The following is a 20,338-nucleotide window of genomic DNA, read 5'->3' on the forward strand; positions in this document are numbered from 1 at the left end:
TCGTGGACAGCCTGTATTTCCTGATTCCCATCGCCATCATCTTTATCGCCGGCGCGCTAAAGCTGTTTTTCTGGGCCGTAAACAACGGACAGTACGATGACCTCGAAACCGAGGGGCGGCGCATCCTGTTTGACGATGATGAGGTACCGGACGGGCGCCGGTCAGAGAAGGACGGGCAGGGGGACTAGATGGGCGATTGGGGTTTTGTCGCCGCCGCACTCGCGATCGGTTTTCTCGGCAGCAGTCACTGTATCGGGATGTGCGGCGGTATCGCCGGCGCGCTCGGTATGGCGGTGCCGGGACAGCAGACCGCCTGGGTGCAACTCACTTCTTACTCTGCCGGCCGTATCGGCAGCTATACGTTGATGGGGGCTCTGGCTGGTGCGCTCGGTGCCGCAGTCCTGCCAGCGCTGACGCCGCTGCGGCTGCTGGCCGGGTTCATGCTGATCGCGATGGCGCTTTATGTCGGCGGTGTCTGGCGCGGCCTGGTGTGGCTGGAAAAGGGCGGCGCCTATCTGTGGCGCTACCTGCAACCGCTTTCCGCCCGCTTACTGCCTGTTCGCTCCGCGGGACAGGCGCTGGCGCTGGGCTCCCTGTGGGGCTGGCTGCCCTGCGGCCTCGTTTACAGCGCGCTGACATTTGCCCTGGCGCAGGGCAGCAGCGAGCGCGCGGCGCTGGCGATGCTGGCCTTCGGGCTCGGCACCGTGCCGGCGATGTTTGCCACCGGTGCGGCCGCGGTGACAGTGCGCAAATTCGTGCAGCGTCCGTCCGTGCGCATGTTATTCGCCGGGGCAATTCTGGTGTTCGGCTGCTGGACCATCTGGGGCGCCCTGGGGCATGGCGGCCACGCGGGTCACACCAGTGTGCCGGCCACAGAAGAATCACAGCCGCACCACCACCACCACTGATCCCCCCCTCAGCGTCCTTGGGCGCTATTTCTCTCCTTTTAATTTATTTTGCGCCAAATTTCCTCCGTGGAGAAAATCGGCGCAATATTTTCTCTTTTTCTGTGTCGCCCTTGGCATTTGCTGGCGCAAGCGCGCTGGCGCCAAAGGGTAAATCGCTATATCTTCGTTTACGTGCAGATGACAGCGCTATCATCTTTAAATGACAGCGCTGTCGATAGCGAAATGGCGATCTGCACGTTTGTTCGGATACGGCTCGTGCTGGGGGTATCGAGGAAGTCGGGGAGTCGTCGGTCGCGGCGTCGGTTTCGCGGGGGTATTGCGTCTTGTCTCGCCGTTGGCCTTTTCAGATTCAATGAAAAATAACGGTGATAAGACATGAAAATAATGAAGCCTTTACGTCTGGCAGTCCTGCTGCTGGCGGGACTGTTTGCCGGGCAGCTATACGCATACGACTGCGGCGGCGTGCCGGTCTACGTCGATGGTTCGCCATACAGTTCCGGCGACACTGTCCAGAACAACACTGTCGCTTACCGCTGCGATGTCGGCGGCTGGTGCTCGGTCGGCGGCCCCTATGAGCCAGGTGTCGGGTGGGCCTGGACCGAGGCCTGGAGCGATCTCGGCGCCTGTGATGGCGGCACTGGGTCATCCTCCGGCGGTTCCTCGTCGAGCAGCTCCTCCTCCAGTAGCTCCTCCTCGAGCAGTAGTTCCTCCTCCGGCGGCTCCTCTTCGGGCGGTGGTGACTGTGGCGATCTGCCGGTCTGGTCCGCTGCCGAGGTCTATGTGGGTGGCGACCATGTGCAGCACCAGAGTGTCGAGTATTCGGCTAAATGGTGGACCCAGGGAGAGGATCCCAGCCAGTCCGGCGACTACGGTGTCTGGCAAAACGAGGGTGCCTGCAGCGGCAGTTCCTCCGGCTCCTCATCTTCCGGCAGTTCTTCCGGCGGTTCGTCGGGCACCTCTTCAAGCAGCAGTAGCGGCGGTGGTTCCTCCAGTGGCGGCGAGCGCCTCGGTGGCTATTTCGTGCAGTGGGGTGTCTACCAGCGCAATTATCACGTGAAAAACATCGCCACCAGCGGCTCGGCCGAGAAGCTGACCCATATCTACTATGCCTTCGGCAATGTGCAGAATGGTCAGTGCACCATCGGCGATTCCTACGCGGACTACGACCGTTTCTATAGCGCCGCCGAGAGTGTGGATGGCGTGGCGGACACCTGGGATGCCGGCGCGCTGCGCGGCAGCTTCAACCAGTTGCGCAAGCTGAAGCAGATGTACCCGCACATCAAGGTGCTGTGGTCGTTCGGCGGCTGGACCTGGTCCGGGGGCTTCGGCCAGGCGGTACAGAATCCCGAGGCATTCGCCGAATCCTGTTACAACCTGGTCCACGACCCGCGCTGGGACGGCGTGTTCGACGGTATTGACCTGGACTGGGAATACCCGAACACCTGCGGCCTGAACTGTGACAGCAGTGGCTATTCCGCTTTCTCCAACATGATGGCGGCGATGCGCGCGCGCTTCGGCAGTGAGCTGGTTACCGCGGCGATCACTGCCGATGGCAATGTCGGTGGCAAGATGGATCAGGCGGACTACGCCGGCGCCGCGCAGTATGTCGATTTCTACAATGTCATGACTTACGACTTCTTCGGTGCCTTCGATGCGGACGGACCCACGGCGCCGCATTCGGCGCTGCACGACTACGCGGGTATTCCGCTGGCCGGTTTCTATTCGGATAACGCCATCCAGGCGCTGAAGAACAAGGGCGTACCATCGGACAAGGTCAATCTGGGTATCGGCTTCTACGGCCGCGGATGGACCGGGGTGACCCAGTCAGCGCCCGGTGGCTCCGCGACAGGTGCTGCCCCGGGTACCTATGAAGCCGGCATAGAGGATTACAAGGTACTGAAGAGCACCTGCCCGGCGAATGGCACCGTTGCCGGCACAGCCTATGCGCACTGTGGCAATAACTGGTGGAGTTACGACACGCCGTCCACCATCGCGGGCAAGATGCAGTACATCGCCAACCAGAACCTCGGCGGTTCCTTCTTCTGGGAGCTGAGTGGGGATACTGCCAGTGGCGAGCTGATTGAAGCCATGCACAGTAATCAGTAACTTTGCAGCAGACGGAACCCGATTCCGCCGGCGGGCCGCGAGGCCCGCCACCTGCAACCATTGCTGATTAACTGGCCGTACTATGAAAAAAATAAAAACGCCCGCCGCAGCCGCTGTCGTCGACTGCCCCCGAGCCCCAACGAGTATCGCGATCAACCTGATCGCGCTGGCGATTTCGCTGCTGGCGGTGCTGTGGTTGCGTGAATACGGCCAGCAACTGCCGTCGCGCACGGTCGGTCTCGCGGTGGTCTGCGTGGCTCTGGCGGTGCCAATTATTTTGCTGGAGTGGCTGTTCCTCAAACCCTATCGCAATGCATCGGCAGGACTGGACTTCTCCCAACCGCGCAAACAGGGGGGGGGACACCGCACGGCGGTGAAACTGCTGGGTTTTTATGCCTGTGTGGGACTGGTCGCTGCGGTTTACTGGCTGTTCCCCGAGTATCACGGTTCCTTCTACAGCAATTATTACGCGGTGGTAACTGCGGTCCTGCCCTGGTGGCTGTTGCTGGCGGTGCCTTACTTCTACTGGATCGACGGCCATATGGTGAAGCCGCGGGACAGCTACTGGCAATTGGGCAGCTGGCTGCTCGGGCGCCGCGACGACGATAATGGCTGCGGTGTTGATGGCCGCGCTATCGGCCAGCTGCTACTCGGCTGGCTGGTGAAGCTGTTTTTCCTGCCGCTGATGTTTGTCTATCTGGGAAACAACCTGACCACACTGCTGAATTTTGATTTCTCGCGCCTGTCGGGAAGTTTTCAGGCGGTGTTCGATTTCACCTTCAATTTTCTCTACTACATCGATTTACTGTTCGTAACGGTCGGTTATGTGTGCACTCTGCGCCTGTTTGACTCCCATATCCGTACCGCCGAACCGAGTTTTCTCGGCTGGGGGGTGGCGCTGATCAGTTACCAGCCGTTCTGGAGTGCTTTTTCCGGCAGTTACCTGCGCTACGACCAGGGGCCGGCCTGGGGATATTGGTTCTGGGATACCCCCCTGGCTTACGGCCTGTGGGGCGGGGCCATACTATTGCTGATCGCGATCTATGTTTGGGCGAGCGTGCCGTTCGGCATCCGCTTTTCCAACCTGACCCACCGCGGCATCCTGACGAACGGGCCCTATCGCTACACCAAGCACCCGGCCTATATCAGCAAGAACCTGTCGTGGTGGATGATCTCCATGCCGTTTATGGTCAGTTCCACTGCCGATGAGGCGGTGCGTCACTCGCTGCTACTGCTGATGGTGAATTTCATCTATTTCATGCGCGCACGCACGGAGGAGCGACACCTGTCCTGGGATCCGGACTACGTCGCTTATGCAGGCTACATCGAGCAGCGCGGCCTGTTTGCGTTCGTGGGCCGCTGGTTTCCGCTGCTGCGTTTCAAAACCGGCTGTCTGTTTAACTATGGCGGCCGGTCCGAAGACCGGGCGCAGACACGTCCAGCAGTGCCCGGACTGGCGGCAGAGTAATAGGCACAGCGGCCCGTTGAACGATGCACGCGGGCCCCTCTGTTGTGCCTCAGGCGCGGTCTACGATTTCGTCGTGGCCAGCCCGTGTCGCGCAGTGCGCACAGCAGTAATAGTGGCCACCCGCTTCTGTTCCATGCCCCAGTATGCGGCAGTTGCACTGGGCGCACTTGGGCGCTAGTGCCTGAATCGCGCACTCGAAGCTGTCGAAGGTATGGGACTCGCTGCCGATGGTGATTTTCATTGTCTTGTCGTATTCGTTGCCGCAGGTTTCGCACTGATTCACGGTTTGTCCCCATGGTGTTGATGTTGGTCGGCGGGGGAGGGTACGTCCTGTGCGCTCGCCCCTGGTTGAAGCCTAGTCGAGCACTCCACTGGCGGGGATAGGGGGAAATCGGATAGGGATTTTTAGCCGCCGTTACCTGAGTTCCTGCTGAGGCAGGTGATTGCGGAGGCCGGTGTGGAAAACTGCCGGTAGTGAACTGCAGAAGCCCCTCGATCGGGCTCGCGACCGTGTTCGCTAAGCCCGCAGCCGGCATCGATTGCCGGCCACGTTATGGGGGCGCGGTTACAGGTCGATCCGCAGTGATAGATCGATGGCGCGCAGGTGCTTGGTCAGGCTGCCGGACGAAATATAGTCGACATCCAGGCTGGCCAATTGCTGCAGGCGCTCGCCGTCGACACTGCCGGAAATCTCGATCTTGGCCCGGCCCTTGGCCAGGGACAGGGCTGTCTGGGTGTCTTTATCGGTGAATTCATCGAGCATGATCACGTCGGCACCGCTGGCCAGGGCCTGTTTCAACTCGTCGATAGTTTCCACTTCCACTTCCACCAGGGCATCGGGCTTGATGGATCGCGCCTGGGCAATGGCCCTGTCGATGCCGCCGGCCGCGGCGATATGGTTCTCCTTGATCAGGAAGGCGTCGTAGAGGCCGATGCGGTGATTGTGGCAGCCCCCGCAGAGTACCGCGTATTTCTGTGCGCTGCGCAGACCGGGAATGGTCTTGCGGGTATCGAGTATCTTGATACTGGTGCCGGCCGCGCGTGCGGCAAACTCCGCGGCGGTGGTGGCGGTGCCGGACAGCGTCTGCAGGAAGTTGAGGGCGGTGCGTTCGCCGGTCAGAATTGCGCGGGCATTGCCTTGTAACTCGAATAATACGGAGTCGGCCGCCACCCGATCGCCGTCCTCGCAGTGCCAGGTGAGCTGCAGCTCCGGATCCAGCTGGCGAAAGACTTCATCCACCCAGGCGCGGCCACAGACGACACAGTCCTCACGGGTTATCACTCTGGCGCTGGCATCGCGATCCACCGGAATCAGCTGCGCGGTGATATCGCCGCTGCCGACATCCTCAGCCAGTGCGGCGCGCACGGCGCTTTCCATATCGGGGATCAGATTGGGGATTGCGGTGTCTTGTGGCTGCATTGGGGGAACCTCGAATCAAAAGCGAGCGAAGTGTATCAAATGCGATTCGACTTGCATCGTATTTGCTAGCGCTGTCAATTAAATGGCGTTCGGCTGTGACCAGTGTCTCAATTAAAGGGGCGCCACTTGTCCAGTACCCCCGCGTCGCCTGTAGAATGGCGCCATTCGGCTAATGGGCCGGCACAATCGAACAGAAATGGCCGGTACAAGAAGTGAACGGTTGCAGGCTGCCAGGCAGACGGGTTCCGGCTGGCGCGCTTCCATCGGACAGAAGCATCAGTGCAGGGTGCCGGGCGGCACCGAGAGGACTTTCCGGTTATGAACGAGTCCAATAAGGTAGTTTCCCTGGCGGAAAGAAGCTCCGCGCAACTGGATTTTTCGCCGCGCAAAAGGAAGCCGCTTCCATCGGCGGTGGCGGTGCTGCGGGACAAGGCACGCAACCTGCTGCTGGAGCAAACCAAGCGGTTGTTTGCGAAAGTGGATGACTCCCTGTTTTCGATGGCCGAACGAGCCCACGGACAGGAAGAGCAGGACGGTCTCTTTCAGGCGCTGCGCCTGCTGCGTGTCGAGCGTCGCAATATTGCCGAGCGCTTTGCCGAAAAACTGGATGAGGCCTTTCAGGTAAAATCTCCTGATCAGGAGAGGGACCACAACGTAGCTTCCGGCGATTTGTCCCTGGTCCACAATGATGATCTGGAACAGCTGGTCGCGGCCGATACCATGGTTGCCAATGCCAAGCGCACCTACGCCGAACCTCTGACGGAGCTATCCCTGCGCCTGGATACTCTCTACTCCGTCAAGATCTACGAGAAAAATAACCCGCTCGGACCGGATGCCATCTGCGACGCATTCGTCGAGGCGGTGCGCCCGCTGGATATCCATATCCGCGCGCGCCTGACGCTGCTCAAGAAGTTTGAGCAGGTTGTCATGCTACAGCTGCAAGAGTTCTACGAATTCTGTAACCAGCTTTTGGTAGAGCATGGGATTCTGCCGTCGCTGCGCGAACAGCGGCGTGTTGCCAGGCAGCAGTCCGGTCGCAGCACGGGGCCTTCCCCGACCACTGGCGCAACGCCGGGCGCGGGGCAGAATCAGGCCGCAGGCCAGGGCCAGACCGGCGCTGCGGGCGCGGTTGCCGGTGGCAGCTTTGCCCCGGGTCTCTTGCCAGCGACCGCAGGTCTGGCGCCCATGCCGTCCGGGGATCTGCTGACCCATCTGGGCGCGCTGCAGAGCGGCTCCCAGTACCAGAGTGCTGCCGGAATTCAGCTGCTCAACGTCAGCGAGTTGCTGCAGCAGCGGCTGGTACAGGCCAATCAGGCAGCTTCTCTGGCAAAGGTCGACAGCGACATCATCAAACTGGTTGAAATGCTGTTTTCTTTTATTCTCGAAGACCGCAGTCTCGCCGCGCCGCTCAAATCACAGCTGGGCCGCCTGCAGCTGCCGCTTCTAAAAGTGGCCATTGCGGACAAGTCGTTCTTCAGTAAAGGCGGCCATCCCGCGCGCAAGTTACTTAACGAACTGGCGCAAACCGCCACCGGCTGGCAGGCGGGCGATAACTACGAGTCCGATCCCCTGTATCGGGAGATCAGCCGGGTCGTTGATCGCGTGCTGAGCGAGTTCGACCGGGATGTGAATATCTTTTCGCAACTGCTGGAGTCTTTCCGCGAATTTACCCTGCGGGAGCGCAAACGGGCGGAAATGCTCGAGCGCCGCGTGGTGGACGAGGCCGATGGTCGCGCCAAGACCCACGCGGCCCGCGCGCGCGTGGCCGCGGTAATGGACGCCCTTATCGCCGAGCGGGATTTGCCCCAGGTAGTGCACGACTGGCTGCACAAGGTCTGGAACAACGTACTGTTCCTCACCTGTGTCAAAGACGGCACAGAGAGCGAACCATGGCGCCGAGATGTGCGCACCGCTCGGGATCTGGTGTGGAGCGTGCAGGCACCAATGCCGGATAGCCGTCAACAATTGCTCGGGCTGCTGCCGGCGTTGCAGGAACGACTGCGTGAGGGCGTCGAAGCCGTATCCCTCAACCCCTTTGAGGCGCGCAGTCTGTTTGCCGAGTTGAAAGAAGTGTACCGGGAGCGCTTTGCGCTGGCGCAGCAATTGATTGCAGAGCGGGAGCGCCTGGCCAAAGAGCAAGTAGAGCGGGACATGCGCGAGGCGGCAGCGGCCGGGCCAGCGGAAGAAATGGATTCTTTGCCACAAGAGGCGGCGGATGATGTGGCCGTCCCGCAAATGGAGGAGCTGGAGCAGGTGGTCGCTCAGGCCGAGGTGGTGACCGAGCCCGAGCAGGAGGGACTCGCTCCATTGCCCGAAAATGATCCCCACTGGCAAATGACCTTCCGCCTGGCGCAGGGCAGCTGGTTCGAATTGAAACGCGCGGAAGGCGAACAGTTCCGGTGCCGCCTGGCGGCGGTCATCCGGGACATAGAGCGGTTTATCTTCGTCAACCGCAATGGCGCGAAGGTAGAGGAATTTGCCCGGCTTGAACTCGCCCACGCGCTGCGTTCCGGGCGCCTGATGCCACTGAATGACGGCATGTTGTTTGAGCGCGCGTTGCAATCTGTCATCGGCAACGTCCGCCAGACGCGTAACGAGCAGAGATAAGGCGCCGCGGCGCGCTCGATTTTTATCTTTTGGTGCCGGGTATGCTTTGGGCGGCTGGCATCAATTTCTACCTCTGGCGCATTTTTCAATGCGCTTTGGAAGTTGGCGTCATTTTCAAAAAAATTTGGCTATTGGCGCCATTTTCAATCGATTTAGATTGCCATTCCTGACTTCCAGACAACTCCTGAAAATATTCTGCAAAATTCGGCGTCTAACTGTCCGTTAAAGACTTGCACGTCCAGTCTATTTGCCCGATATTCCTTTTGGCGCAGAAATACCAGAAAAATTGTGATGTGTGTCGTGTTTTTCATCTGGGACAGGTCTCTTTCACCGTTCGGGGCGGGCACCTGATTTTTCTTGAATTCCTCTAATTTCTGATTGATGTAATTTGGATCCGATGTGGTCAGGGTTGACCGCCGGAGAAATAGAATTTCTCGGCGCCAGGGTGGCGCATAGAGGCTCAAATGGATACGAATGAATTTTCCCGCGTTGTTGCCTTTACCAACAATAAATCCGACGCGGCCAAGCGATCTAGTAACCGCTCACTTCCCGCTGCCGTAGTCAGTGTGCGCGATACAGCCAGTAGCTGGCTGTTTGCGCGCGTGAAAGAAGTATTTACGGCCGTGGATGACACGCTGTTCTCGGCGGCGGAAAAGGTACTCAACCAGGAAGAGCAGGACGGTCTGTTTCAGGCGCTGCGGGTCTTGCGCCTTGAGCGCAACAGGGTAACTGACCGCTTTATCACTGCGGTTCAGCAGGGTTTTGTCGATATCGACAGTCGCGGCGGGGCGGCCCTGGATGCGGGCGTTCCGAGCGAAGAGGGCTTGTCGCTGGTACAGAATGACGATCTGGAGCAGTTGGTCGCCCTGAAATCCATTATTGCCGACGTAAAGCGCGACTGTGCCAGCCCCATTGCCGAACTGGCGCTGCGTCTCGATACGCTGATGCCGGTAAAGGTCTACGACGAGAATATGCCGTTGTCACCGGCGGTGCTGTGCCGGGCCTTCGCCGAAGCGCTCAAGCCGCTCGATATTCACCTGCGTGCACGCCTGACGGTACTGAAAAAATTCGAGCAGCAGCTGGCCGCGAAACTGGCCAGCCTGTATCAGAACTGTAATCAGCTGTTGATAGATAAGGGCGTATTGCCCGGCCTGAAAGACCCCCTGTTACAGCGCCGGCAGGGCACCCGCCCGGGTGCGCCGGCAATGCCAGCGGGTGCCGGTGTTGGCGCAAGTGCCCCCCAAACTGGAACTCCCATTCCCCCTGCGCCCCAGGGCTTCGCAAACGCTGCTAGCGGTTTTGCCGGCGGCGTAATGCCATCGGGGGCGGGCGCTCCCATTGTGCCGTCTATGCCCGGTGGCTACGCCGGCACTGCCGGTGGACAGGTGCCGACCGATGGCGGAGCTGTCAGTGGCGGTGTTTCCGGCGGCTACGGGCTGGTTCCGGCGGCACCGGGTATCGTTCCTCTGGCTACCCCGGACCTGCTGCAGCACTTGGGCGCCTTGCAGTCTGTTCCGCTGCAGGCCACCACTTTTGGCCAGGTGCTCGATGTCAGCAGCCTGTTGCAAGATCGCCTGGTGGAGGCGAAGAAAAGCGCCTCATTGCACGAGCTGGATACAGAAGTCATCCGCATGGTGGACCTGCTGTTTTCCTTCATGCTGGAAGACCGCAACCTCGCAGAACCCATCAAGGTACAGCTGATCCGGTTGCAGTTGCCGCTGCTGAAACTGGCGGTTGCTGACAAGGCCTTCTTCAGCAAAGGCGGGCATCCCGCCCGTAAACTGTTCAACGCATTGGCGGATGCGGCGATCGGCTGGCAGCCGCGCGACGATTATGAAAAAGAGCCGTTCTACCGCCAGATTTGTTCTGTGGTCGAACAGGTACTGAAAGACTTCGACAGCGATGAGGGCATCTTTTCCCGGCTGCTGCACTCCTTCGAAGAATTTGTTGTACGCGAGCGTCGCCGCGCCGAGGTGATGGAGCGGCGCACGGTGGACGAGGCCCAGGGCAGTGCCCGGGTCGACGCCGCTAAGGCGCGCGTGGCTGCGGTGTTTGACGCTTTGACCGCCGAGCGTAAGCTGCCGAGAATTGCGCACGAGTGGCTCAATCGCGTCTGGAACAGTGTACTGTTCCGGACCTGCCTCAAAGAGGGGACCGACAGCACCAGCTGGCGCCGCAACGTGCTGACTGCGAGGGACCTGGTGTGGAGCGTCGTAGCGCCGATGCCCGAGAGCCGCTTCAAGATGCAGCAGTTGTTGCCCGGTCTGCGCAAGCGCCTGGACGAGGGGGCCAAGTCCCTGTCGTTGAGCGTCGGTGATCGCCAGCGCCTGATACAGGCACTGAACACTTTGTACCGGGAGCGCCAGGCACTGGGCGAGCGTGTCGAGTCGGAGCGTGAGCGCCGCACCCGCGAGAGGCTGGTGCAGGAGCTGCTGCGCGAAGCGGACAGTGTGCTGGAAATCCCCGAGGTGCCGGGTGTGGCTGAGCCGGCAGCGGAAACTTACACTGCGCCCGCGGCGGAAGTTCCGGTGATTGAGGCGGTTGCGGAACTCTCGAACGCGGACGAACCGCAAACGTCGGAGTTGCTCGATCAGGAGACCGACCTGCCCGCAGTGGAAGAACTGCAGCAGGTTGCCGAAATGGCACCGGTGGCCAAGACAGAAAATCTGCAGCCACTGGCGGACAGCGATGAATGCTGGCAGCAGACCTATCACCTGAAGTACAGCTGGTTTATGTTGCATGCGCCGGACAAGCCGTCGGTGCGCTGTCGCCTGGCTGCCATCATCAGGGAGCTGGACCAGTTCATGTTCGTCAACCGCTCGGGTGCCAAGGTGGCGGTTTACTCGCGTCTGGAGCTTGCCCATGCGCTTCGTGACGACGTCATTACCCCGCTGGATAACGGCCCGCTGTTCGAACGTGCGTTGAAACATGTCGTGGGTGCCATCGGCGAAGTCAAGGTCGCCGTCAGCGTGGCCGAGAAGGAGCCGGTCGCCTGATTTGAATACGGGGTCGGCGCTCCGCATCGGGGCGCCGAAACTCTCATCCGCTCTCCGCATTTTGTGGCTCACCGGCTCTGTTCTCGTTTAGTTCCCTGTGCATGCCGCCTGCCGGAAACTGGCCAGTCGCCCGATTGGCATATCGATCATCGCTTCCATAAAATGGTATCTCGCCGGGGCTTCGGGGCGTTATCCGGAGCAGCAGTCTGTCGGAGTGGAGATCGCCGAGTGAAATACCAATTGGATTCCGGCTGGTTGTCCGGAGCGCGTCAGGTACCCAGTCCCCATTGCAACAGCCGGCCGGACAACTGCCCGGTTGATCTGCTGGTGATCCACAGTATCAGCCTGCCTCCGGGCCAGTATGGCGGCCCCTACATAGATGCTTTCTTTCTCGGCCAGCTGGATATCGACGCCCATCCGTATTTTGCCGAGATTGCTGCGCTGCAAGTCTCGGCGCATATCCTGATCGACCGCGAGGGCAGGGTAACCCAGTATGTTCCCCTCGACCGGCGGGCCTGGCACGCGGGTCAGTCGGAATTCTGTGGGCGCTGCAACTGCAATGACTTTTCCATCGGCATCGAGCTGGAAGGGCTGGACACGGACACCTATACCGACGCCCAGTACCGCTCGCTGGCTGAGGTGACGGCCGCCATCATGGCTGCCTATCCGGCCATCGACAGGGACAGAATTACCGGTCACTCCGATATAGCGCCCGGCCGCAAGCTGGATCCAGGCCCTGGGTTCGACTGGCAGCGCTATATGCGCGAACTGGATGCAGTGATCGCCGCCTAGTCGCTAGCCCGTGTTCATCGCTGTCGCGGGGGCCGCGGCAACAGGGCTGTCAGGCCTGTGGCTTTCCCGCCGGCCGCGCTGGCGTTATTCTTCTCCAATAAATCCCGACGTCGAGAATGACTATGGCATTGCTAATCGTGTTGCTGGCACTGGCGCTGGTGCAGTTGTGGGGATCCGGTGCCCCCATGCACCGGGATGACTGGTTTCAGTGGTGGCGCAACCGCTTGGCCGGCATTGAACGCCTGCGCAAGGACCCCGGCCTGTTGCTCGGGGCGAGTATCCTGCCGCCGGCCCTGTTCGCTGCCGTACTGATGGTGCTGGCGGAAGCCCTGCTGGGTGGGCTTGGCACCTTACTGCTCGGCGTGCCTCTGCTCCTCTACTGCCTGGGGCGCGGCAACTTCAATGAGATAGTGTCGGACTACCTGCGCAACTGGTACCGGGGTGACCTGCCCGCCGCGCGGCAGGCGGCGGCGCCGCTGTTGCGAGAAATACACGAAGAGCCGGGTAGTGGCCAGGCACTGCACGAGCAGGTATTTCGCGGTGCGGCGTACTGTGCGTTCGAGCGGCTGTTTGCGGTGTTGTTCTGGTTTGTGCTGCTGGGCATTCCCGGTGCGCTGCTGTTTCGCCTGAGTGCGCTCTATGCGGAACAGGTTCGCGGTGAGGAGCAGAGCGCCACCGCCCAGCGTTGGCTGTGGCTGCTGGAGTGGTTGCCGGTGCGTGTGATGGGCTTCAGCTTTGCGATTGTCGGTAACTTCGCGGGTTGCTATCGTGCCTGGCGCCAGTGCCTGACCTGTCGCGAACGGGATACCGCGGAGGTGCTCGAGGCCTATCTCGAGGGTGCGCTGGGTGGAATCGACGCTAGCGAGTGCAGCGCGGGCTTTGAAGTGGCCGAGGGGCAGAGAGCCTGCGGTGCGCAGCTCGAGGGTCTGCAGTCGCTGCTGTCTCGGGCGCTGCTGCTGTGGATTACCGCCATGGCGCTGGCCGTACTGTTCGATTTTTAGGTAAACAACACGGCGCTAGCACAGCGATAGTGAACTGGCGCCAAATTTGGAACATTGTTCCAGTTACTTGGTTGACTTAACCGCCCCATCCCAAGATATTGCGGCCGACTGGGCCGATTTGGATTGTGTTTCCGCTTCTGCTGCCCGATAACGATAAAAAATAAACTGGCGAAAACTCTCAGGGGGTAAGTGAGTTGGAAGTGTCTTCGTTGGAGCCTCATATGGCGTCAAATCCCGGCGGTGTCGATGAGCTGAATGCCGCTGCGCTGGTGGCGGGTCTGCGCACCTACTTTCGCAGTGGCACCACCGCCGAACTCAGTTGGCGGCGTCAGCAGTTGCGGCAGTTGCGGCGAATGCTTGCGGAAAACGAGCCCCGTTTCCTGCAGGTATTGCGGCAGGATCTGCACAAGGCGCCCCAGGAAGGTTTTATGACCGAGGTCTCCGCCCTCTACGGAGACATCGACCACGCGCTCAAGCACCTGAAGAAGTGGGCCCGGTTGCGGCGCGCAAGTACCCCGATAGTCGCCCAGCCGGCGAAGAGCTACGTGCAGCCTGAGCCTCTCGGTGTGGTGTTGATCATCGGTGCCTGGAATTACCCGCTGCAGCTGTTGTTGTCCCCGCTGGTACCGGCCATCGCCGCCGGCAACTGCGCGGTACTGAAACCCTCGGAACTGGCGCCGGCAACTTCCGCACTGGTGGCGGAGCTGCTGCCGCGTTACCTGGATCGCGATGCATTTACCTGTGTCGAAGGTGCTGTGCCGGAAACGACTGCGTTACTGGAACAGCGCTGGGACCATATCCTGTATACCGGTGGCGGCAGGGTCGGCAAGATCGTCATGGCCGCAGCCGCCAGGCACCTGACGCCGGTCACCCTGGAATTGGGCGGCAAAAGCCCGTGTATTGTCGCCGATGATGCAAATATGGAAATTGCCGCGCGGCGCATTGCCTGGGGTAAGTTCACCAACGCCGGTCAGACCTGTATCGCGCCGGACTACCTGTTGTGTACAGAGCGAACCGCGGAGCGCCTGCTGCCGGCGATAGAGCAGGCGACCCGCGAGATGTTCGGGGATGACCCGCAGCGGTCGGCGGATTACGGCCGTATCGTCAACCGCGCCCATGCCGAGCGACTGGCAGGTTTCCTCGCCGACGGGGATGTGATCTTCGGCGGCCAGGTCGATGTGGAAGAGCGCTATGTAGCGCCAACCCTGATGCGCAATGTCAGCGTCGAAGCGGCGGTCATGCAGGAGGAGATTTTCGGGCCGATTCTGCCGGTGGTTGTGCTCGACGATTTCAGTAAGGTGGAGGAGTTTGTCAACGGTCGGGAAAAGCCACTGGCGCTCTACGTCTTTACGGAAGACGATAGCACCGCCGATCGCGTACTCTCCCGTTGCAGTTCCGGCAACGCCTGTATCAACGATTGCATGATGTTTATGACTGCGCACGACCTGCCTTTTGGCGGTGTCGGCTCGAGTGGCATGGGTGCCTATCATGGCGAACACGGCTTCCGCACTTTCAGCCATTTCAAGGCGGTAATGAAGCGCAGGAGTATCCTGGATCTGGATTTGCGCTACGCACCGTTTAACGCCAGGAAATTTAAACTGCTGCGATTATTGCGCTGAATTCTCCGCGGCCGACGGAGTCTTGCCCGCTCCTTGCGTCGGCCGCTTTTTCGCTAATCTTAGCTGGGGCGTGTACTGTTAATCCCCGGGCGACCGGAAGAAAGCACCTTCGCCGCAAAATACCAACCGACTTCATTGATCTCAGCACCTATGCCAACCAATCAGAACGACCTGCCCACCAGTGCCGATGTATTCACGGCCGCCCAAAATATCGCCGGCCGTATTCACCGCACGCCTATGATCAGCAGTCGTCAGCTCGATGAATTCGGCGGGGCGGGCCTCTGGTTCAAATGCGAACACCTGCAGAAAGTGGGCGCATTCAAGGCGCGCGGCGCCAGCAATGCGCTGGCACAGCTTCCGCCGGATACCCAGATGGTGGCCACCCACTCCTCTGGTAATCACGGCGCCGCGCTAGCCTGGGCGGCTGCGGAGAGGGGACTCGCCTGTACGGTGGTGATGCCGGAAACTGCACCGCTGGCCAAACGTGCCGCCGTCGCGGGCTACGGCGCCGAGATAGTGATCTGCGGACCAACCCAGGCCGACCGGGAATCGACCCTGCAGAAAGTGGTGGAACAAAGCGGGGCCCACGTGGTGCCGCCATTCGATGATCCCCGGATTATTGCAGGGCAGGGTACTGTCGCGCTCGAAATCATACAGCAGTGTCGCGAGCAGGGATTTGTCCCGGATGTCGTGGTGGCGCCGGTCGGCGGCGGCGGTCTGCTTGCCGGTATCGGCCTGGCCATCGCTGCACTGGCACCGGATGTCGTCGTGATCGGTGCCGAGCCCGCGGGTGCCGATGACGCCCAGCGTTCCCTGCGTGGCGGTGTGCATATCACCACACCGCAGGCGCCGGCGACCATCGCCGACGGCCTGCGCACGACGCTCGGGCGCCGCAACTACTCCGTGATACGGCGCACAGTGCGCGATATAGTGACGGTTACCGAGCATGGTATCGTTGAAGCCATGCGCCTGCTTTGGACCCGCACCAAGCAGCTGGTAGAACCTTCCGCCGCGGTCGGACTGGCGGCCGTGCTGGAGCACCAGGCGCGGTTTCGCAACAAAAATGTGGCGATAGTGCTGACCGGCGGCAATATGGACCTGGACAGGGTTGCGGACCTGTTTGCTGAAGGAGAGGACTCTTAATGCGTATTGCAACACGGGGGTACAAGACGCGCGGCTTCTGCTGGCGGTGGGTTGCTAAACTGGTGGCTGCCACTACGCTAACGGTGACCGCCACCATGTCTTCCGCCGCCGAATTCACATTGACTTCGCAATCCCTGCAGGCCGGCGGACGCATGCCGATGGCGCATGTCTACAGCGGTTGCGGCGGCGAAAATATCTCTCCGGAGCTCAGCTGGAGCGGCGCGCCGGAGGGTACCAAGAGCTTCGCCGTAATGGTTTATGACCCCGACGCACCTACCGGTAGTGGCTGGTGGCACTGGGTCCTGTTTAACATTCCGGCGAATGTGACCAGCCTGCCGGAAGGCGCCGGTGACCCCAAAAACGGTCTGATTCCCGAGGCGACTCAAGCCCGCAACGACTATGGCAATCCCGGCTATGGTGGCGCCTGTCCACCGCAGGGGCACGGAGATCACCGGTATCAGTTCCGGGTTTATGCTCTGAAAGTGGAGGAGCTACCGCTGGACGAGAATACCTCCCCCGCCAAGGTGGGCTTTAATGTGAACGCCAACAAATTGGCGGAGGCAGAACTCGAGGTACTTTGGGGCCACTGACCCTGGCCACGGAGAGTCCGCGGGAAATCGCCCCTCGCGCAATAAACAAAGCGGCGCAGGCTAACGAAGGGACGCCACACAGCAGCATGCAGGAGCAGAAACTTTCTTGGGGGCAGGCACTGCGGGTTTATCTGAAGCCGCGCGTTCTCGCCATGTTCTTCCTCGGCTTTTCCGCCGGGTTGCCGCTGTTGCTGGTTTTCTCCACGCTCACCGCCTGGCTGCGCGACTACGGTGTCAGTCGCACCGCCATTGGCTTCTTTGCGTGGGTGGGAATCACTTTTTCCATCAAGGTGCTGTGGGCGCCGGTTATCGATTACTTGCGCCTGCCATTTATGACCCGCTGGCTCGGCAAGCGTCGCAGCTGGATGCTCGTTTCTCAGCTGGGGGTTTCGCTGGGGCTGGTCGGTATGGCGGGCCTGAATCCGCAGCTGGCACTCACCCAGGTGGCCATTCTGGCGGTTTGGGTGGCTTTCTGTTCTGCCTCCCAGGATGTGGTGATTGACGCCTACCGTATCGAGTCGGTGGACAAGGAATTACAGGGTGCCATGGCCGCCAATTACGTGTTTGGCTACCGGGTGGCGCTGCTGGTCGCGGGCGCGGGTGCCCTCTATATTGCCGAACTGGCCAGTTGGTCCGTGTCCTACACCACCATGGCGGTATTGATGGGGGTGGGCATCATCACCACGCTATTGGTGGCCGAGCCAGATCACAGCTTCATCAAGGATCGGGCCGAGCCGTTCCAGCACGAGTGGGTCGACCGGATGCTGGGCAGCGGCGATCACAGCCCCCTGAAGGAGTGGTTCGTACGCGCGGTGGCCTGTCCATTCATCGAGTTTTTCCAGCGCAATGGTCGCTTTGCGCTAGTCCTGCTGCTGTTTATTGGCATTTTCCGCCTCAGCGATATCGCCATGGGGGTGATGGCCAATCCCTTCTATCTGGACCTCGGTTTCAGCAAGACGGATATCGCCGAAATCGGCAAGGTCTTCGGTTTCTTCTGCACCATCATCGGCTCCTTCCTGGGCGGCTTGCTGGTGGTGCGTTACGGTATTATGCGACCGCTGATTCTCGGCGCCGCGATGGTTGCTGCGACCAATCTTTTGTTCGCCCACCTGGCGCAGATCGGGCCGGATCGCACCTGGCTCGCGATAGTGATCAGTGCGGACAATATCAGCGGCGGTATCTCTAATGCGGTATTTATCGCCTATCTTTCAAGCCTGACCAATCAGGCATATACGGCCACGCAATATGCGCTGTTCAGCTCGCTGATGACATTGCCGGGCAAATTTATCAGTGGATTTTCCGGCGTGGTGGTTGATGCGCAAGGCTACTCGCAGTTCTTTATCTACGTAGCGATACTCGGCACGCCAGCGGTGCTGCTGGCAATATTCCTGTGGTGGCGCGACAGCCGCTCGGCGGAATCGGAAGCTGCCGCTGGCTAGGGCCGCCAGCGGTACCTGGCCATGTCCACGCGTCCATTCAGAAACACGATGCCCTCCGTCTCCAGTTTGTCCCGTTGACGCTGAGCCCCTGGTTCGGGCAGGGAAATGCGCCCCTGGGCGTTGATCACCCGGTGCCACGGCAATTTGGTATCCGGCGGCAGCTTGCGCAGCGTCTGGCCCGCGAGCCTTGCCGCGCGGGGATAACCGGCCATTTCCGCCAGATCGCCATAGGTGATTACCCGGCCCCGGGGGACCAACGCGAGTACACTGCAGATCCTCGATGTGGCATCATTGCCCCCTGTTTGTGCGTTATTCCCCACAGATAAATCCGCTGTTAAACATTCCAGAAAAATCCAAGGTTTTCCCTGTGACTTCTGCTATTCGACGATTTGCGTCTATCTTGCTGTTTTTTGTTGCGATTGTCTCCCTGCAGGCTTCTGCCGGCGTGCTGACATTGAGCAATGGCGACCGGGTTAACGGTGACCTGGTGGTCGTCGAGAGAGAGCACGTGGTGTGGAAGTCCGAGAACTTTGGCGAGATAAAGATTGAGAAGTCCAAGATCGTGTCCATGGATGTGGATGTCGACCTGAAAATCGCCGGTCGCGAGGGCCCCTGCGCCCTGGCCGGGCACCGCCGTGAGCAGTGGGAGCTGTACTGCGATGAGGGGGCCGGCTGGGTGATGGATTTCCCGGCCATCGACCGCGCCGAACCCTACGTCAACTACGTCGGCGATCCGGTGGTGTTTCATGGCAATGTCAGCGCGGGCGGGGTATTCGAGCACGGTAACCGCGAGCGTGAGGACCTGGATGTCAACGTGAACCTGGATGTGCGTAACGGCGATTTCCATCACCTGATCAATGCGCTCTACCAAAGCCAGAGTAACCAGGAGGTTGAGGGGTTGGAGAAATACCTGCTGGGCTACAACCTCCGCTGGATCTTCTCGGAGAAGTGGTTTGCCGCGGCCAACAGCGAGCTGCAGCGCGAAGAGGCGCGCAACCTGGATCTTGGCACTAAGTTCGGTCTCGGCCTCGGTTACCTGTTCTTTGACACCGAGAAGACGGCCTTCTCGCTGGAAGGTGGTGTCAGTAGCCTGCAGGAAGACTTTATCGACTCCGCGCTGAGTGAAGATCAGGACGAGCGCTACGCGGCGGGCCGGGTGGCTCTGAATTACCGCTACAAGTTTTCCCTCGGACCGGAGATCTACTTAGATCAGGAGACCCTGCAGTCCTTTGATCGCAGCGAAGACTACCAGGCCAACGCCAAGTTCGGCGTGCGCACACCGCTGGTGGAAGGAGTGTTGATGGAAATCGCCTACCACTGGCTCTACGACAATACGCCGTCGCTGGACCTGGAAAAGGAAGATACCAAGGTCACGGTCGGGGTCGGTTACCAGTGGTAAGAATTTCTCCCTTTTCGATCTCGAAGAGGGCGCTGTACCAAACAATAATGAAATTGAAGATGAGGAATCCAACATGCAAATCGCTGACAGTATCGTAGCCATTACCGGCGCTGGCCAGGGGCTGGGTCGTGCCATGGCCGAATACCTGGCCAAGCGCGGTGCACGTCTGGCGCTGATCGACGTCAATGAGGAAGGCCTGCAGCAGAGTGTCGAAGCCTGCCGGCAACAGGGCGCCGAAGCGCGCAGCTACGTGATTAACGTGGCCAAGGAAGAGGAAGTGGACAACGGCTTCGCGCAGATCGCCAGGGATTTCGGCGGCCTGCAGGTGCTGGTGAATAACGCCGGTATCATGCGCGATGGCTTGCTGCTGAAGTGCAAGGACGGCAAGGTCACCGACCGCATGTCCCTGTCCCAGTGGCAGTCGGTGATCGACGTCAACCTGACCGGCGTGTTCCTGTGCGGCCGCGCTGCCGCGGGTATCATGGCGGAAGGCGGCAATGGCGGGGTGATTGTGAATATCTCCAGCCTGTCCCGCGCCGGCAATATGGGCCAGACCAACTACTCCGCGAGCAAGGCCGGCGTAGCCGCGATGACGGTCACCTGGGCGCGCGAACTGGCCCGCTACGGTGTGCGAGTGGCTGCCATTGCCCCCGGCTTTATCGGCACCGACATGGTCGCGCAGATGCGTCCGGAAATCCTCGAGAGCCTGGTCAAGCAGGTACCCCTGCGCCGCCTGGGTGAACAGGATGAGATCGCCTCTACCGTGGCGTTTATTCTGGAAAACGATTTTGTCAGTGGCCGCGTGATGGATATCGACGGCGGTGCGCGAATCTAATGCGGAATGCGGAAT

At 60.5% G+C, this 20,338-nt stretch carries 17 protein-coding genes; 14 read left to right on the forward strand and 3 right to left on the reverse strand.

Annotated features, from left to right (window positions below):
* The first annotated feature begins 2 nt into the window (after window positions 1-2).
* The 4 genes from ccoS (at window position 3) to BUC36_RS17850 (ending at window position 4,482) form a co-directional block, all read left to right on the forward strand.
* Window positions 3-188, forward strand: coding sequence for a cbb3-type cytochrome oxidase assembly protein CcoS (gene ccoS / locus BUC36_RS17835; RefSeq protein WP_073277739.1), 186 nt, complete (start codon window positions 3-5; stop codon window positions 186-188).
* On the forward strand, window positions 189-908 hold the full coding sequence (locus BUC36_RS17840; RefSeq protein WP_073277741.1) for a sulfite exporter TauE/SafE family protein: 720 nt from the start codon (window positions 189-191) through the stop codon (window positions 906-908).
* Window positions 909-1,283: 375 nt separating this feature from the next.
* Window positions 1,284-3,014 carry a glycosyl hydrolase family 18 protein gene (locus BUC36_RS17845; RefSeq protein ID WP_200797316.1) on the forward strand — a complete coding sequence of 577 codons (1,731 nt, stop codon included), beginning with the start codon at window positions 1,284-1,286 and terminating at the stop codon, window positions 3,012-3,014.
* Between the two features lie 82 nt (window positions 3,015-3,096).
* On the forward strand, window positions 3,097-4,482 hold the full coding sequence (locus BUC36_RS17850) for a methyltransferase family protein (RefSeq protein ID WP_234995057.1): 1,386 nt from the start codon (window positions 3,097-3,099) through the stop codon (window positions 4,480-4,482).
* A 49-nt stretch (window positions 4,483-4,531) separates the two neighbouring features.
* On the opposite strand, the gene BUC36_RS17855 is transcribed toward BUC36_RS17850, so the two are convergent.
* Together BUC36_RS17855 and nadC are read right to left on the reverse strand one after the other, a co-directional pair.
* The gene (locus BUC36_RS17855; protein ID WP_200797317.1) at window positions 4,532-4,765 is read right to left on the reverse strand and encodes a hypothetical protein; all 234 of its coding nucleotides are present in this window, start codon (window positions 4,763-4,765) and stop codon (window positions 4,532-4,534) included.
* A 282-nt stretch (window positions 4,766-5,047) separates the two neighbouring features.
* On the reverse strand, window positions 5,048-5,902 hold the full coding sequence (gene nadC / locus BUC36_RS17860) for a carboxylating nicotinate-nucleotide diphosphorylase (RefSeq protein WP_073277743.1): 855 nt from the start codon (window positions 5,900-5,902) through the stop codon (window positions 5,048-5,050).
* A 318-nt stretch (window positions 5,903-6,220) separates the two neighbouring features.
* On the opposite strand from nadC, the gene BUC36_RS17865 reads away from it, so the two are divergent.
* The 8 genes from BUC36_RS17865 (at window position 6,221) to BUC36_RS17905 (ending at window position 18,089) form a co-directional block, all read left to right on the forward strand.
* Window positions 6,221-8,509 carry a DUF1631 domain-containing protein gene (locus tag BUC36_RS17865; protein ID WP_073277745.1) on the forward strand — a complete coding sequence of 763 codons (2,289 nt, stop codon included), beginning with the start codon at window positions 6,221-6,223 and terminating at the stop codon, window positions 8,507-8,509.
* A gap of 464 nt (window positions 8,510-8,973) precedes the next feature.
* Complete coding sequence (locus tag BUC36_RS17875) at window positions 8,974-11,505, forward strand: DUF1631 domain-containing protein (protein ID WP_073277749.1); 2,532 nt, start codon at window positions 8,974-8,976, stop codon at window positions 11,503-11,505.
* A gap of 228 nt (window positions 11,506-11,733) precedes the next feature.
* Window positions 11,734-12,297 carry a 1,6-anhydro-N-acetylmuramyl-L-alanine amidase AmpD gene (gene ampD, locus BUC36_RS17880; protein WP_073277751.1) on the forward strand — a complete coding sequence of 188 codons (564 nt, stop codon included), beginning with the start codon at window positions 11,734-11,736 and terminating at the stop codon, window positions 12,295-12,297.
* Window positions 12,298-12,419: 122 nt separating this feature from the next.
* Window positions 12,420-13,298 (forward strand): regulatory signaling modulator protein AmpE, encoded by an 879-nt coding sequence (gene ampE / locus BUC36_RS17885; protein ID WP_073277753.1) that lies wholly within the window; start codon window positions 12,420-12,422, stop codon window positions 13,296-13,298.
* Window positions 13,299-13,519: 221 nt separating this feature from the next.
* Complete coding sequence (locus BUC36_RS17890) at window positions 13,520-14,917, forward strand: aldehyde dehydrogenase family protein (protein ID WP_073277755.1); 1,398 nt, start codon at window positions 13,520-13,522, stop codon at window positions 14,915-14,917.
* 150 nt (window positions 14,918-15,067) lie between these two features.
* A complete protein-coding gene (locus BUC36_RS17895) occupies window positions 15,068-16,060 on the forward strand; it encodes a threonine ammonia-lyase (protein WP_073277757.1) in 993 nt (330 codons plus the stop codon).
* Complete coding sequence (locus BUC36_RS17900; protein WP_084536257.1) at window positions 16,060-16,650, forward strand: YbhB/YbcL family Raf kinase inhibitor-like protein; 591 nt, start codon at window positions 16,060-16,062, stop codon at window positions 16,648-16,650. The genes BUC36_RS17895 and BUC36_RS17900 overlap by 1 nt, the downstream gene beginning before the upstream one ends.
* Before the next feature lie 86 nt (window positions 16,651-16,736).
* Window positions 16,737-18,089, forward strand: a complete 1,353-nt coding sequence (locus tag BUC36_RS17905) for an AmpG family muropeptide MFS transporter (protein WP_073277785.1) — start codon at window positions 16,737-16,739, stop codon at window positions 18,087-18,089.
* Here the strand turns inward: BUC36_RS17905 and BUC36_RS17910 are convergent.
* Window positions 18,086-18,409: an MGMT family protein gene (locus tag BUC36_RS17910; protein WP_073277787.1), complete on the reverse strand. Its 324-nt coding sequence runs from the start codon at window positions 18,407-18,409 to the stop codon at window positions 18,086-18,088. The two genes, BUC36_RS17905 and BUC36_RS17910, sit on opposite strands and share 4 nt — an antisense overlap.
* Window positions 18,410-18,489: 80 nt before the next feature.
* Here BUC36_RS17910 and BUC36_RS17915 point away from each other — a divergent pair, with 80 nt between their 5' ends.
* Window positions 18,490-19,488: a DUF481 domain-containing protein gene (locus BUC36_RS17915; protein WP_234995058.1), complete on the forward strand. Its 999-nt coding sequence runs from the start codon at window positions 18,490-18,492 to the stop codon at window positions 19,486-19,488.
* Between the two features lie 73 nt (window positions 19,489-19,561).
* Complete coding sequence (locus BUC36_RS17920; protein ID WP_073277759.1) at window positions 19,562-20,323, forward strand: SDR family oxidoreductase; 762 nt, start codon at window positions 19,562-19,564, stop codon at window positions 20,321-20,323.
* The last annotated feature ends 15 nt before the right edge of the window (window positions 20,324-20,338 follow it).

It is taken from the genome of Microbulbifer donghaiensis, assembly GCF_900129095.1.
Taxonomy (GTDB): Bacteria; Pseudomonadota; Gammaproteobacteria; order Pseudomonadales; family Cellvibrionaceae; genus Microbulbifer; species Microbulbifer donghaiensis.

Excerpts from the sequence above, each read along its gene's own strand:
- BUC36_RS17905 (WP_073277785.1), top strand. The coding sequence starts at position 16,737 with ATGCAGGAGCAGAAACTTTCTTGGGGGCAGGCACTGCGGGTTTATCTG.
- BUC36_RS17845 (WP_200797316.1), top strand. The coding sequence starts at position 1,284 with ATGAAAATAATGAAGCCTTTACGTCTGGCAGTCCTGCTGCTGGCGGGA.
- ampE (WP_073277753.1), top strand. The coding sequence starts at position 12,420 with ATGGCATTGCTAATCGTGTTGCTGGCACTGGCGCTGGTGCAGTTGTGG.
- BUC36_RS17840 (WP_073277741.1), top strand. The coding sequence starts at position 189 with ATGGGCGATTGGGGTTTTGTCGCCGCCGCACTCGCGATCGGTTTTCTC.
- BUC36_RS17875 (WP_073277749.1), top strand. The coding sequence starts at position 8,974 with ATGGATACGAATGAATTTTCCCGCGTTGTTGCCTTTACCAACAATAAA.
- BUC36_RS17895 (WP_073277757.1), top strand. The coding sequence starts at position 15,068 with ATGCCAACCAATCAGAACGACCTGCCCACCAGTGCCGATGTATTCACG.
- BUC36_RS17900 (WP_084536257.1), top strand. The coding sequence starts at position 16,060 with ATGCGTATTGCAACACGGGGGTACAAGACGCGCGGCTTCTGCTGGCGG.
- BUC36_RS17865 (WP_073277745.1), top strand. The coding sequence starts at position 6,221 with ATGAACGAGTCCAATAAGGTAGTTTCCCTGGCGGAAAGAAGCTCCGCG.
- nadC (WP_073277743.1), bottom strand. The coding sequence starts at position 5,902 with ATGCAGCCACAAGACACCGCAATCCCCAATCTGATCCCCGATATGGAA.
- BUC36_RS17890 (WP_073277755.1), top strand. The coding sequence starts at position 13,520 with ATGGCGTCAAATCCCGGCGGTGTCGATGAGCTGAATGCCGCTGCGCTG.
- BUC36_RS17850 (WP_234995057.1), top strand. The coding sequence starts at position 3,097 with ATGAAAAAAATAAAAACGCCCGCCGCAGCCGCTGTCGTCGACTGCCCC.
- BUC36_RS17920 (WP_073277759.1), top strand. The coding sequence starts at position 19,562 with ATGCAAATCGCTGACAGTATCGTAGCCATTACCGGCGCTGGCCAGGGG.